Origin of the sequence: Pseudonocardia sp. C8 (assembly GCF_014267175.1) — a bacterium.
In the GTDB taxonomy this organism is placed as follows: Bacteria; Actinomycetota; Actinomycetes; order Mycobacteriales; family Pseudonocardiaceae; genus Pseudonocardia.
In genome coordinates, this window is record NZ_JACMTR010000002.1 from 1,160,116 (window position 1) to 1,174,169 (window position 14,054).

A 14,054-nucleotide genomic window follows, 5' to 3' on the forward strand; every position below is an offset into this window, starting at 1 on the left:
CACTCACGAGCAGCGGAGCTGCCCCAGCCGTTGCGTGGCCCGGGTCATCGACACGTAGAGGTCGGCCGGGTTCGCGGCCCGGACGCGTTCCGGGTCGACGATCACGACGGCGTCGAACTCCAGCCCCTTCGCCGACACCGGGGTGTGCACCGGGACCCCGTCGAGGGCGGGCAGGTCCGCGGTGCCGGCGGCGATCACGGCGACCGTGCCCTGGCCCACCCGTTCCTGCTCCTCGTCGACGGCCGCCCGCAGCGCGCCGGCGAGCGCGTGCGCGGGCACCGTGCGCTCCCACGGGTGCACGCCGGTCGCGCGCACCGACACGGGCGGGGTGTGGTCCGGGGCGTACCCGGCGAGCACCGCCGCGGCCGGGGTCATGATCTCGGTCGGCGTCCGGTAGTTCACCGTCAGCGTCCGGTGCGTCCACCGCTCCGCGAGGTGCGGCCCGAGGACGTCGGCCCACGACGCGGCGCCGGCCGGGGCGCTGCGCTGGGCGAGGTCGCCGACCGCGGTGATCGAGCGGGACGGGCAGCGCCGCAGCAGGACGTGCCAGTCCATCGCGGACAGCTCCTGGGCCTCGTCGACGACGAGGTGGCCGTAGCGCCAGTCCCGGTCGGCGGCCGCGCGCTCGGCCACCGTGCCGGAGGTCCCGGCCACGTGCCGGGCGGCGAGCACGTCCGCGGTGACGAAGTCGGTGGGGCGCAGCTCGTCGGGGTCCTCCCCGGCGAGCTCGCGGTCGGCCGACTCCAGGATGGACAGCACCTCGGAGGCGTAGCGGCCGTCCGGCTCGGCCGGTCCGGCGTGACCGGCCGGGGGTTCCCCGAGCAGCTCGGCCAGCTCGTCGAGCAGCGGCGCGTCCGCGACCGTCCACTCCGCGCCCCGGTCGCGCGCCAGCCCGGACAGGTCGCGCCCGTCGCCGGCCGCGGCCAGGCGCCCGGGTGACCCGTAGAGCTCGGCGAGCGCGCGCTGCGGGGTGAGCACCGGCCAGAGCCGCTCGACCGCGGCGTGGAAGCCGAGGTCGGCCCGCAGGTTGTCGCGCAGCCCCTGGCGCAGCTCGGCGGTCACCTCGGCCGCGCCCGCCGGCTCGATCTCCGGGAGGTCGCCGAGCCCGGCCAGGAGCTCGGCCAGCTCCGGCGGGTCCTCGAGCCGGTGGTCGAGCCGCTCCAGGCCCTGGTCGACGAGCAGGCCGCCGAGCGCGTCGCGGAACGTGGCCCGCGCCCGGTTGTGCGGGAACCCGGTCGCCCGGGCACGGCGGCGTGCCTCGGCGGCCGTCGCGTCGTCGATCTCGACGGTGACGTCCTCCAGCTCGATCGGGATCGGCTCGCCGGGCAGCTCCTGCCGGTCGGCGACGGCCCGGCGCAGCACGTCCACCATCGCCAGGTCGCCCTTGGTGCGGGCCACCTCGGGCGGGTCGACGGCGGTCGCGACGACGCCGTGCGCCAGCCGGCCGGGCGTGGTGAACACGACCGCGGACTCGCCGAGCGCGGGGAGCACGCCGCCGACGTAACGGATGAACCCGGCGCTCGGGCCGACGACCAGCACGCCGCTGCGGGCCAGCCGCTCGCGGTGGGTGTAGAGCAGGTACGCGACGCGGTGCAGCGCGACCGCGGTCTTGCCGGTGCCCGGCCCGCCCTCGATGACCACGGTGCCGGACAGTGGCAGCCGGATGATCTCGTCCTGCTCGGCCTGGATCGTCGTGACGATGTCGCGCATCGTCGACCCGCGCGGGGCCGTCAGCGCCGCGAGCAGGGCCGGGTCGGACGCGGACCCGGCGTCGGTCTCCGCGGCCACCGACTCGTCCAGCACGTCGTCGTGGAACGCGGCGACGCGCTCGTCCGGGGCCGTCCCGGCGATCTCGAAGTGCCGCCTGCGGGTCACGCCGAGCGGTGTCACCGGGGTCGCGCAGTAGAACGGCCGCGCGTCGGGGGCCCGCCAGTCGAGCAGCGCGCTCTCCCCGTCGGCGGGGTCGGTGAGGCCGATCCGTCCGATGTAGCTCGTCGTCCCGCCGGTGTGGTCGAGCCGGCCGAAGCACAGCCCGGACCGGGCGGCCCGGAGCGCGGCGGCCCGGTCCGACCAGCGGTGCACCGCGACGTCGCGCTCCCAGCGGGCGCTGAGCTCCTCGCCGGTGGCGCCACCCAGCACGCCCTGCGTGCGGGCGGTGGCGTCCTCGAGCTCGGCGGTGAGCAGTGCGTGCAACCGGCGGATCTGCCGGGTCTCGGCGGCGGTGTCGTGCTCGGTGTCGTCCGGGAGGGGGCTGGCTGCGCCATTCCGATCCATGTTATGATTAACCTGCGGGAGTACGAATTCATTCTCGGTGCGCACGCTTCAGAATAGCGTTTCCGCACCCGTTCCCGCATATTCGATCCGGCGAATCCCGTTCCGGGCACTACCGTGGCCGCCATGGCACTCCCGACCGCGCAGCGGATCACCGTTCCCGGTACGATGCTCCCCGAGGTCACGCTCTCGGTCCACGACACGGGAGGCCCGGGCAGCCCCGTGATCCTGCTGCACGGCTGGCCGGACCGGGCCACCCTGTGGGAGCACCAGGCCGGCGCGCTCGCCGCGGCCGGCTACCGGGTCGTCGTCCCGGACCTGCGCGGGTTCGGGGACTCGGACCGGCCTCTCGGCGTCGACCACTACCGGATGAAGGTGCTGCGCGGTGACGTCCTCGGCCTGGCCGACGCGCTCGGCATCGAGGAGTTCGCGCTGGCCGGGCACGACTGGGGCGCCGGCCTCGGCTGGACGCTGTCGCTGGCCTCGGAGCGGGTCACCCGGTACGCCGCGTTCTCCGTCGGACACCCGGCCGCGTTCGCGACCGCCGGATTCCGGCAGAAGGCGATGTCCTGGTACATGCTCTGGTTCCAGTTCCCCGGGGTCGCCGAGCAGGTGATCCCCGCGCACGACTGGCAGTTCCTGCGGGCCTGGATGCACGCGACGTTCCCGGAGGGGCACCCGCTGCCCGCCCGCCAGATCGCCGACCTGTCCCGGCCGGGCGCGCTCACCGCGTCGCTGAACTGGTACCGGGCCAATGTGGACCCCGCGACGTTCGTGCCGGTCGAGATCCCGCAGGTCCCGCCGGTCCGGATCCCGGTGATGGGGGTGTGGAGCGACGGCGACATGGCGCTGACCGAGGGGCAGATGCGGCGGTCGTCGGAGTTCGTCGAGGACTTCCGGTTCGAGACCGTCGAGGGCTGCGGGCACTGGATCCCGGAGGAGGCACCGGAGCGGGCCAGCAAGCTCCTGCTGGACTTCCTGGGGGCCTGAGCAGTACCCGGGGCCGGCGGGCGAGGATGGGGCCCGGCCCGCGGCGCGGGCACGTAGGCGAGCGAGACGGAGGATCAGCATGGCGGAGAAGAGCCGGATCGGCGTCACCGGGCTGGCGGTGATGGGCGCGAACCTGGCCCGCAACATGGCCCGCCGCGGGTTCGGGGTGGCGGTGCACAACCGCACCACGGCGAAGACGACCGAGTTCCTGGCCGAGCACGGCCACGAGGGCGCCTTCACCGGCGCCGAGACCCTGCAGGAGTTCGTCGACGCGCTCGAGACACCGCGCAAGATCGTCGTCATGGTCAAGGCCGGCAAGCCGGTGGACGCCGTGATCGACGAGCTGACCCCGCTGCTCGACCCCGGTGACATCATCATCGACGCCGGCAACTCGCACTTCCCGGACACCGACCGCCGCGCCGCCGAGTGCGCCGAGCGGGGCCTGCGGTTCATGGGCGTCGGGGTCTCCGGCGGCGAGGAGGGCGCCCTCAACGGGCCGAGCATCATGCCCGGCGGCCCCCTGGAGGCCTACGGCGAGGTCGAGGAGATCCTCACCGCGATCGCCGCGGACGTCGACGGCACCCCGTGCTGCACCCACGTCGGCCCGGGCGGTGCCGGGCACTACGTGAAGATGGTGCACAACGGCATCGAGTACGCCGACATCCAGCTCATCGCCGAGGCCTACGACCTGCTCACGCACGCCGGCGGGCTGTCCGCCCCGGAGATCGGGAAGATCTTCGAGCAGTGGAACTCCGGCGACCTCGAGTCGTTCCTGATCGAGATCACCGGCATCGTGCTGGCCAAGACCGACGACAGGACGGGGCGACCGCTGGTCGACGTCGTCGTCGACCAGGCCGAGCAGAAGGGCACCGGCCGCTGGACCGCGATCGACGCCCTCGACCTCGGCGTCCCGCTGACCGGGATCACCGAGGCGGTGTTCGCGCGGACCCTGTCGGCGCTGCGCGACGAGCGGGCCGAGGCCGCGCGGACCCTGGCCGGACCCACCCCCGCCCGGGTCGCCGACGTCGACCGGCTCGTCGACGACGTCCGGCAGGCGCTGTACGCCTCGAAGGTCGTCGCCTACGCGCAGGGCTTCGCGCAGATGCGGGCCGCCTCGAACGCGCACGGCTGGGACCTCGACCTCGGCGCGATGGCCCGGATCTGGCGCGGGGGCTGCATCATCCGCGCGCAGTTCCTCAACCGGATCACCGAGGCCTACGCCGAGCACCCGGACCTGGACAACCTGCTGATGGTCCCGTACTTCACCAAGGCCGTCTCCGACGCCCAGGACGCCTGGCGTCGCGTCGTCGTGACCGCGACCGAGCACGGCGTCGCGATCCCGGCGTTCTCGTCGAGCCTGTCCTACTACGACGGCTACCGCCGCGAGCGGGGCCCGGCCAACCTGATCCAGGGGCTGCGCGACTACTTCGGCGCGCACACCTACCGGCGCACCGACGCCGACGGCGCCTTCCACACCCGCTGGTCGCAGGACGGCACCGAGGTCAGCGCGAGCTGACCGGTGACCCGCGGCCGGTGGTCAGCCGGCCGCGACCGTGGCCACCTCGGTGTTCCGGCCGCAGATCACCAGGGCGAGCCGGGTGTCCGGGTGCCGCTCCCGGACCCGGCGGGCGCCCGCGACCAGGCAGCCGGCCGCGGGCTCGGCCCAGACCCCGGCGTGCTCGGCGAGGTCGACCGAGCCGCGGACGGCGTCGCCGTCCGGGACGACGAGCACGTCGTGGACGAGCGCGGAGACGTGGTCGTAGGTCAGCTGTGTCGCCGACGGCGCCGACAGCGTGGTGATCGACGAGGTGATCGTCACCGGGGTCGGCCCGCCGGCGCGCAGGGCCGTCGACATCGTCTCGGCGCCGACGGTCTCCACGCCCCAGACCCGGGCGCCGGGCAGGAGCGCCCGTACCGCCGTCGCGACGCCGGACAGCAGCGCTCCGCCGCCGACCGAGACCAGCACGTCGGTCGGGGGCTCCCCGAGCGCCGCCGCGTCGCGCGCCAGCTCCAGCCCGACGGTGCCCTGCGCGGCGAGGACGACCGGGTCGTCGAACGGGTGCACCAGCGTCGCCCCGGCCGCCCGCAGCTCCTCGGCGAGCGCGAACGCGGCCGGGATGTCCGGCGTGAGCCGGACGTCCGCGCCCGCGGCCCGCGCCGCCGCGACCGAGCCGGCCGGCGCGTTCTCGGGCATGGCGACGACGGCAGCGACCCCCGCCGCCCCCGCCACGTCGGCCACCGCGAGCCCGTGGTTCCCGCCGGAGACGGCGACGAGCCCGGCCGCGCGTTCGGCGTCGGACAGCGTCGCGAGCTTGGCGAGGACGCCGCGCGGCTTGAACGACCCCGCCCGCTGCAGCTGCTCCAGCTTCAGCAGGACCGGGGCGTCGAGCAGCGCGCCCAGCCCGGGGGAGGGGACGGTCGGGGTGCGCACCACCCCGCCCGCGATCCGGCCCGCCGCGGTCTCGATGTCGTCGAGGGTCACCAGGTCGGTCACGGCCCCACGGTAGTGACCGGCGTCAGCCCATGCTCTTCTGCCCGTCGATCGACTCCCGGACGATGTCGGCGTGCCCGCTGTGCTGCGCGGTCTCGCCGATGATGTGCGCGAACGCCTGCCGGGCGCTCCACATCGTGCCCGCCGGGAACCAGGGTGCGGGCGGCAGCGGGTGGCTCAGGTCGAGGTCCACGGTCCGCACGAGCTCGTCGGTGCGGGCCGCGGTCTCCGTGTAGCGCGCGAGCAGGGACTCGAGGGTGTCGGACTCGTCGAGGGCGAAGTCGTCGCGCTCGTCGCCGGCCTCGGCCTGGCGTTCCCAGTCCTCGGCGCCGGCGACGACGCCGGTCAGGATGAAGTCCACCCAGCCCCGCTCGACCCCCTCGACGTGCTTGAGGATCCCGGCGAGGGTCAGCGCGCTCGCGGTGGGGCGGCGCCGGGCGTCCGCCTCCGACAGGTTCGCCACGGTGTGCCGGAGCAGCATCCGGTGCTTGGCGAGGGTCTCGAGAAGGGTGGCGCGCTCGCCGGAGAGCCCGGCGGCGGTGCTGGTCAGCAGGTCGCTCATCGCGTCGGCGGTGGACATGTCCGGTCCCCTCACCCCATCGTCTTCTGGCCGTCGACGGCCTCGCGGATGATGTCCGCGTGGCCGGAGTGCTGGCTGATCTCGGCGAGCATGTGCAGCGCGACCCGCCGGACCGACCAGCTGACGCCCGGCTCGAACCAAGGTGCGACCGGGAGCTCGTGTGCGGCATCCAGGTCGGCGGAGCGCAGGATCTCCTCGGTGCGGGCGGCGACCTGCTCGATCCGGGCCCGCAGCACGTCCAGCGTCTCCTCGTCGGACACCACGAAGCGCGTGTCGACGAACGAGTCCGGGTCGGCCTCGACGGCCGCCCAGTCGACGTCGTCGTAGGGCCCGGCGAACGCCCCGGCCCCCTCGACCGCAAACCGGAACCACTGCTCCTCGGTGTCGGCGACGTGCTTGAGCAGCGACGCGATGGTCAGCGCGCTCACCGTGCTCGTGGTGCGCGCCTGCTCCTCGGTGAGGCCCTCGGCGGTCTGCAGCAGGAAGCCGCGGTGCCGCTCCAGGGACGAGATCAGCTCGGCGCGCTCGCCGGTCGTGGCCTGCTGCGCGGTGCTGGGGGTCGCGTTCATCCGGGTCCGCCTCTCGGTCGTGCGGCCGGGTTCCTCCCGGTCCGACGAGAACGACGCTATTCCCTGATGCGGACAGGTCCGGTCCTCGATCGGGACCGGACCGGACCGATTTCTCGCGCCCTCAGCCGCTGACCGGGACGACGTCGGGCGCACCCAGCCGGGCGGCGTCCGCGGTGGCGTCGTCGGGCATGCGCTGGCTCTCCCGCTCGGCCTCCACCCGCTTGCGGTAGTGGTCGACCTCCCGCTCGATCTGCTCGTCGTTCCAGCCGAGGACCGGGGCGACGAGCTTCGCGGTCTCCACGGCGGCACCCACCCCGCGGTCGAACGTCTCGATCGAGATCCGGGTGCGCCGGGCCAGGATGTCCTCCAGGTGCCGGGCACCCTCGTGGGACGCCGCGTAGACCACCTCGGCCCGCAGGTAGTCCGAGGCACCGGCGAGCGGCTCGGTCAGCGTCGGGTCCTCGTCGGCGAGGTCGAGCACCTCCTGGATCAGCGAGCCGTACCGGCCGAGCAGGTGCTCGATCCGGGCGGGATGCAGGCGGGCGGACGCGGCCAGCCGCGCCGTCGCGTTGCGCAGCGCCGGGTAGCCCTCCGCGCCGAGCAGCGGGACGTCCTCGGTGCACGACGGCGGGACCTTGGCGTCCATACCGTGCGCGGCGGCGTCCACCGCGTCGCGTGCCATCACCCGGTACGTCGTGTACTTGCCGCCCGCGACGACGACCAGGCCGGGCACCGGGGTCGCCACCGCGTGCTCGCGGGACAGCTTCGACGTCGACTCCGACTCCCCGGACAGCAGCGGGCGCAGGCCGGCGTAGACGCCCTCGACGTCGTCGTGCGTGAGCGGCTGCTCCAGCACCGCGTTGACGTGCTCGAGCAGGTAGTCGATGTCCGCGGCGCTGGCCGCCGGGTGGGCCTTGTCCAGGTCCCAGTCGGTGTCGGTGGTGCCGATGATCCAGTGCCGGCCCCAGGGGATGACGAACAGCACCGACTTCTCGGTGCGCAGGATCAGCCCGGAGTCGCCGCGGATCCGGTCGCGCGGCACGACCAGGTGGATGCCCTTGGACGCCCGCACCTTGAACAGCCCGCGCTCGCCGGCCAGGCCCTGGGTCTCGTCGGTCCACACGCCGGTGGCGTTGATGACCTGCTTGGCGCGGACCTCGATCCGCTCGCCGGTCTCCAGGTCCTGGACGGTGGCGCCGACCACCCGGCCGGCGTCCTTGAGCAGCCCGACGACCCGGGCGCGGGTCGCGACGTGCGCCCCGTACGCCGCGGCGGTGCGGGCGATGAACATGGTGTGCCGGGCGTCGTCGACCTGCGCGTCGTAGTACTGCAGCGCGCCGACCAGGGCGTCCTTGCGCAGCGACGGGACGATCCGGCGCGCGCCGCGCCGGGTGAGGTGCCGGTGGTGCGGGACGCCGCGGGACCGCCCGGACAGGAAGCCGAGCGTGTCGTAGAGGGCGACGCCGGCGCCCGCGTAGAGCCGCTCCCAGCCGTGGTGCTGCAGCGGGTAGAGGAACGGCACCGGGCGGACCAGGTGCGGTGCCAGGTGCTGGATCAGCAGGCCGCGCTCGGCGAGCGCCTCGGCGACCAGCCGGAAGTCCAGCATCTCCAGGTAGCGCAGGCCGCCGTGGACCAGCTTGGACGACCGGCTCGACGTGCCGGACGCGAAGTCGCGGGCCTCGACCAGGCCGACCGACAGGCCGCGGGTCGCCGCGTCGAGCGCGGCACCGGCACCGACGACACCGCCGCCGACGACCAGCACGTCCAGCTCGCGGTCGCCCATCGCCTGCAGCGCCACGGTCCGGGCCTCGGGGGAGAGCGCCACCGATTTCATGATCAGACCTTCCGGTTGTACGTCGTGGGCGGGGACCACCCGATCCAACAGCGGGCCGGGCGCCGGTGTGCCGCCCGCGCCCCGTCGGGCGACGGGCGGCACACCGGCGGGTGACGGTCACTCCACGTCGACCCAGTCCAGGGTCCGCTGGACGGCCTTCTTCCACTGCGCGTAGCCCTGCTCGCGCTTCGCCTCGTCCCAGTGCGGCTCCCAGCGCCGCGCCTCGTTCCAGTTCTCCCGCAGCTCGTCGGTCGACTTCCAGAACCCCACCGCCAGCCCGGCCGCGTAGGCGGCGCCGAGCGCGGTCGTCTCGGAGACGACCGGCCGCGACACCGGCACGCCCAGGACGTCGGCCTGGATCTGCATGCAGAGCTCGTTCTGGGTGACGCCACCGTCCACGCGCAGCACGTCGAGGGTCACCCCCGAGTCCTTGGTCATCGCGTCGCTGACGTCGCGGGACTGGTAGCAGATCGCCTCCAGCGTGGCCCGGGCCAGGTGCGCGTTGGTGTTGAACCGGGACAGGCCGACGATCGCACCGCGCGCGTCCGAGCGCCAGTACGGCGCGAACAGCCCGGAGAACGCCGGGACGAAGTAGACCCCGCCGTTGTCCTCGACCTGCCGCGCGAGCGACTCGGACTGGGCGGCACCGGAGATGATCCCGAGCTGGTCACGCAGCCACTGCACGGCCGACCCGGTGACGGCGATCGAGCCCTCGAGGGCGTAGACGACCGGTTCGTCACCGAACTTGTAGCAGACCGTCGTGAGCAGCCCCGACTCCGAGCGGACCAGCTCGGTGCCGGTGTTGAGCAGCATGAAGTTGCCGGTGCCGTAGGTGTTCTTGGCCTCGCCGGGGGCGAAGCACACCTGGCCGACGGTCGCGGCCTGCTGGTCGCCGAGGTCGCCGGTGATGCGGACCTCGCCGCCCAGCGCGCCGGTGGCGAGGGTGCTCCCGAAGGCGTCGGCCGACGACGACGGGGTGATCTCGGGCAGCATCTGCCGCGGGATGCCGAAGAAGCCCAGGAGCTCGTCGTCCCAGTCCAGGGTCTCCAGGTTCATCAGCATGGTGCGGCTGGCGTTGGTCACGTCGGTGACGTGCCGGCCGCCCTGCGGTCCACCCGTGAGGTTCCAGATCACCCAGGTGTCGGTGTTGCCGAAGACCGCGTCACCGTTCTCGGCGGCCTCGCGGACGCCGTCGACGTTGTCGAGGATCCACTGGATCTTGCCGCCGGAGAAGTACGTCGCGGGCGGCAGCCCGGCCTTGCGGCGGATGACCTCGCCCCGGCCGTCCCGCTCCAGCGCGGTGGCGATCCGGTCGGTGCGGGTGTCCTGCCACACGATCGCGTTGTAGTACGGCCGCCCGGTCCGCCGGTTCCAGACGACGGTGGTCTCGCGCTGGTTGGTGACCCCCAGCGCGGCCAGGTCGGCCGCGGACAGTCCGGACGAGTTGAGCGCGGACTGCAGGCAGGCGTTGGTGCGCTCGATGATCTCGACGGGGTTGTGCTCGACCCAGCCGGCCTGCGGCAGGATCTGCTCGTGCTCCAGCTGGTGGCGGCCCACCTCGTTCCCGCCGTGATCGAAGATCATGAATCGGGTGCTGGTGGTGCCCTGGTCGATCGCGCCGACGAACTCGGCCATTGAGCTCTCCTAAAGGGGTTCGGGATCGGGGTGGCCGGGCGGTCAGACCCGCCCGATCTCCTGCGGGGCGTCCTCGGCCGGGATGAAGCGGTCGATCAACAGCTTGAACAGCCCACCGCCGACGACGGCCCCGAGGACCGGGGCGACGATCGGCAGCCACCAGTACGGCGTGCCGTCCGGGGTCACCCACGCGGTGTCGTAGCCGGTGATCCAGGACGCGAGCCGCGGGCCGAAGTCACGGGCCGGGTTGATGGCGTAGCCGGCGTTCGACCCCCAGGCCATGCCGATGCCCACGACCAGCAGCCCGATCATGAACGGCGCCAGGTTGGCCAGCGGTCCCTTGTTCCGCGGGTGCACCAGGGCGAAGATCACGAACACGAGGATCGCGGTGCCCACGACCTGGTCCAGGAACGCGGTCGGGATCGACACCGGATCACCGGGCAGGGTCGAGAAGATGTTCTGGGTCTCGGTCAGGTTCGGGTCGACGGACCGGATGAAGTCGGCGTAGGTGACCCGCACGATCAGCGCCGCGACGAGCGCGCCGAGCGTCTGGGCCAGGACGAACGGCCCGACCTTGCGCCACGGGAAGCCCTCGTAGACCGCGAACGCGATCGTGACGGCCGGGTTGATGTGCGCCCCGGAGATCCGTCCGGCCACGTAGACGCCCAGGGTCACGCCGAGGCCCCAGGCCCAGGCGATCGAGTCGTGGTCACCGTTCGACCCGTCCGGCGTGGTGACCACCTGCGCGACGACGCCGCAGCCGAACAGGATCAGGATCATGGTGCCGGCGAACTCGGCGCTCAGCTCGCCGAGCAGCGACGGCGTCCGGGCGGCGGGTGCCGCCTCGGAGCCGGTTTTCTCGGAGCTCGTCATCGAACTCCCTCCTCCTGGTTCCCCCTTGCGGGACCGGACGGCCCCGTCGTGTGCGCGCCGACGCTAGGAGCGGCCCCGGTCCCCGGCAACGGAAGGCATTCGACGATGTCGAACGTTGCGGGTCGTTCGGTCCATGATCGGAATGCGGGGGGCGGTTACGATCGGCCGGTGGCCCGGCAGATCCAGTCCGTCGAGCGGGCGGCCGCGCTGCTGCGGCTGCTCGGTGGCGCCGGACGTCCGCTGGCCCTGGCCGAGCTGGCGTCCGCGCTCGACCTGGCGCGGCCGACCGTGCACGGCATCCTGCGCACGCTGCGGGACGAGGGCCTGGTCGCCCAGGACCCGGGATCCGGGCGCTACCTGCTCGGTGACGGCCTCGACCGGCTCGGCATGCCCTGGGACCGGCACGATCTCCGGGCCCGGGCGATGAACTGGGCCGACGCGCTGGCCGCCGGGACCGGATGTGCCGTCTACCTGGGGGTACCGGCCGCCGACGGCCGCGGCGTGGACGTCGTGCACCACGTGTTCCGCCCCGACGGCAGCCCGCAGACCCTGCGCACCAACACGGTCCAGCCGCTGCACGCCACCGCGTGGGGGCTGTGCCTGCTGGCGTTCGCACCCGCGTCGGTGCGGGTCCCCGAACGCCTGGAGCCCTACACCCGGCGCACGCTGACCGACCCGGCGGCGCTCACCCGGGAGCTCACCGCGACCCGCCGGCGCGGGTGGGCGGCCGACCCCGGCGGCTGGGAGCCGGACGACGGCGGGCTCGCCGTCCCGGTGCGCAGCGGCGGCGGGCTGACCGTGGCCGCGCTGGGCATGGGCGGGCCGATCGAGCAGCTGTTCACCGGCGACGGCCGGGCCCGGCCGGACCCGATGATGCAGCTCGCCAGCGCGGCGGCCGAGATCGCGGCCGGGCTGGAGGGCCTGCCGTGAGCAGCGGCCGGGCCGGAGGCGCCGCCGTGAGCGCGACCGGGCGGGGCGTGCCCCAGTCGGAACGGGTGGTCGCCGCGATCGACCAGGGGACGACGTCGACCCGCTGCCTGCTGTTCACCCGCTCCGGCCGGATGGTCGGCGTCGCCCAGCGCGAGCACCGGCAGTACTTCCCGGCGCCCGGCCGCGCCGAGCACGACGCCGCCGAGATCTGGCGCGCGGTGACCCGGGTGGTCCCGGCGGCGCTGCGCCAGGCCGGGCTGGGCCCGGAGAACGTCGCGGCGCTCGGCATCGCCAACCAGCGCGAGACGACCGTGATCTGGAACCGGCACACCGGCGTCCCGCTGGCACGGGCCATCACCTGGCAGGACACCCGCACCGACGGCATCGTCGCGGGCCTGGCCGCCGACGCCGGGCTGTACACGCAGGTCTCCGGGCTGGGCCCGGCCACCTACTTCGCGGGCCCGCGGCTGCAGTGGCTGCTCGACCACGTGCCGGGCGCGCGGGACGGTGCCGAGCGCGGCGACGTGCTCTTCGGGACGATCGAGACCTGGCTGATCTGGCAGCTCACCGGTGGCCCGAACGGTGGCGTGCACGTCACCGACGTCACCAACGCCAGCCGCACGATGCTGATGGACCTGCGGACCCGGGAGTGGTCGCCGACGCTCTGCGCCGCGCTGCGGGTGCCGCAGGCGATGTTGCCGACCCTCGTGCCCAACGCCCAGGTCTACGGACGCTGCACCGACCTGCTGCCCGGGGTGCCGGTCGCCGGGGCGCTCGGCGACCAGCAGGCCGCGCTCGTCGGGCAGACCTGCTTCGCGCCGGGCGAGGCGAAGTGCACCTACGGGACGGGCGCGTTCCTGTTGAAGAACACCGGGTCCCGGATCGCCGGGTCGGAGGCGGGCCTGATCCCGACCGTCGGGTACCTGTTCGGCGACGAGCCGGTGTACGCGCTCGAGGGCTCGATCGCCGTGACCGGGTCGCTGGTGCGGTGGTTCCGCGACGCCCTCGGGATGATCGCTACGGCACCCCGGATCGAGACGCTCGCGCTGAGCGTGCCGGACAACGGCGGCTGCTACGTGGTGCCGGCGTTCTCCGGGTTGTACGCCCCGCGCTGGAACGCCGACGCGCGCGGCGTGATCGTCGGCCTGACCTCCTACATCCACCGCGGGCACCTGGCCCGCGCGGTGCTGGAGGCGACCGCGTGGCAGACCCGCGAGGTGCTGGACGCGATGAACGCCGACTCCGGCCTCCCGGTCACCCGGCTCAAGGTCGACGGGGGTATGACCGCGAACCACCTGCTCATGCAGTGCCTCGCCGACGTGCTCGACCTGACCGTGGAGCGCCCGCTCGGCTCCGAGGCCGTGTCGCTCGGCGCCGCCTACGCGGCCGGGCTCGCCGTCGGGTACTGGCCGGACCTGGAGGTGCTGCGCCGCAACTGGCACCGGGCGGCCGCCTGGGAACCGGCGATGGATCCGGACGTGCGGGACCGGGAGCACGCCAACTGGCGGCGCGCGGTGGAGCGCAGCATGGGGTGGGCGCGACCCTAGGGGGCGCCTGGGCCCGGCGCTGGGGCGGGTTCGTGCCGGTCGGAGGTCTGACGCCTGTCGATCAGCACGATGTGGCCGGTGGCGGGGCGAAATCGTGCGGGTGAGCCGTGCGGGCAGGCTCGAGCGGCACGTTGTCGTCCGTGGCGGGGCGTATTCGTGCGGGTCGCCTGTGTGCGGGATGTCGATCAGCACGAGCACGCCCCGCCGTTCGACGGCGTCATCGTAGCCCGAATGGGTCACCGACGGTGATGCGATCGTCACCGTCCATGTCCGGTTGGCGGACCGGCGTGGGGCCTTGCTCACGATGTGGGTCATGTGCGAGCGTGCCGGTCCG

11 protein-coding genes are annotated in these 14,054 nt (G+C 73.9%); 4 read left to right on the forward strand and 7 right to left on the reverse strand.

Annotated elements, in window-relative coordinates:
* Positions 1 to 3 precede the first annotated feature (3 nt).
* Positions 4 to 2,274, reverse strand: a complete 2,271-nt coding sequence (locus H7X46_RS06145; protein WP_186358483.1) for a UvrD-helicase domain-containing protein — start codon at positions 2,272 to 2,274, stop codon at positions 4 to 6.
* A 123-nt stretch (positions 2,275 to 2,397) separates the two neighbouring features.
* On the opposite strand from H7X46_RS06145, the gene H7X46_RS06150 reads away from it, so the two are divergent.
* A complete protein-coding gene (locus H7X46_RS06150; RefSeq protein ID WP_222131209.1) occupies positions 2,398 to 3,261 on the forward strand; it encodes an alpha/beta fold hydrolase in 864 nt (287 codons plus the stop codon).
* A 79-nt stretch (positions 3,262 to 3,340) separates the two neighbouring features.
* Positions 3,341 to 4,777 (forward strand): NADP-dependent phosphogluconate dehydrogenase, encoded by a 1,437-nt coding sequence (gene gndA, locus H7X46_RS06155; protein WP_186358484.1) that lies wholly within the window; start codon positions 3,341 to 3,343, stop codon positions 4,775 to 4,777.
* A gap of 21 nt (positions 4,778 to 4,798) precedes the next feature.
* Here gndA and H7X46_RS06160 read toward each other — a convergent pair whose 3' ends face one another.
* The 6 genes from H7X46_RS06160 to H7X46_RS06185 all read right to left on the reverse strand — a co-directional run bounded on the left by H7X46_RS06160 (position 4,799) and on the right by H7X46_RS06185 (position 11,243).
* On the reverse strand, positions 4,799 to 5,755 hold the full coding sequence (locus H7X46_RS06160; RefSeq protein ID WP_370588632.1) for a pyridoxal-phosphate dependent enzyme: 957 nt from the start codon (positions 5,753 to 5,755) through the stop codon (positions 4,799 to 4,801).
* A 22-nt stretch (positions 5,756 to 5,777) separates the two neighbouring features.
* On the reverse strand, positions 5,778 to 6,332 hold the full coding sequence (locus tag H7X46_RS06165; RefSeq protein ID WP_222131210.1) for a DinB family protein: 555 nt from the start codon (positions 6,330 to 6,332) through the stop codon (positions 5,778 to 5,780).
* Between the two features lie 11 nt (positions 6,333 to 6,343).
* Positions 6,344 to 6,901: a DinB family protein gene (locus H7X46_RS06170; RefSeq protein WP_186358485.1), complete on the reverse strand. Its 558-nt coding sequence runs from the start codon at positions 6,899 to 6,901 to the stop codon at positions 6,344 to 6,346.
* 121 nt (positions 6,902 to 7,022) lie between these two features.
* Positions 7,023 to 8,735 (reverse strand): glycerol-3-phosphate dehydrogenase/oxidase, encoded by a 1,713-nt coding sequence (locus H7X46_RS06175; RefSeq protein ID WP_186358486.1) that lies wholly within the window; start codon positions 8,733 to 8,735, stop codon positions 7,023 to 7,025.
* 117 nt (positions 8,736 to 8,852) lie between these two features.
* Entirely contained in the window at positions 8,853 to 10,370 is a 1,518-nt protein-coding gene (gene glpK, locus H7X46_RS06180; protein ID WP_186358487.1) for a glycerol kinase GlpK, read from the reverse strand.
* Positions 10,371 to 10,412: 42 nt separating this feature from the next.
* The gene (locus H7X46_RS06185) at positions 10,413 to 11,243 is read right to left on the reverse strand and encodes an MIP/aquaporin family protein (protein ID WP_186358488.1); all 831 of its coding nucleotides are present in this window, start codon (positions 11,241 to 11,243) and stop codon (positions 10,413 to 10,415) included.
* A 168-nt stretch (positions 11,244 to 11,411) separates the two neighbouring features.
* On the opposite strand from H7X46_RS06185, the gene H7X46_RS06190 reads away from it, so the two are divergent.
* Together H7X46_RS06190 and glpK (H7X46_RS06195) are read left to right on the forward strand one after the other, a co-directional pair.
* Complete coding sequence (locus H7X46_RS06190) at positions 11,412 to 12,173, forward strand: IclR family transcriptional regulator (protein ID WP_186358489.1); 762 nt, start codon at positions 11,412 to 11,414, stop codon at positions 12,171 to 12,173.
* Positions 12,174 to 12,199: 26 nt separating this feature from the next.
* Positions 12,200 to 13,720 (forward strand): glycerol kinase GlpK, encoded by a 1,521-nt coding sequence (glpK, locus tag H7X46_RS06195; RefSeq protein WP_370588633.1) that lies wholly within the window; start codon positions 12,200 to 12,202, stop codon positions 13,718 to 13,720.
* Positions 13,721 to 14,054: the final 334 nt, after the last annotated feature.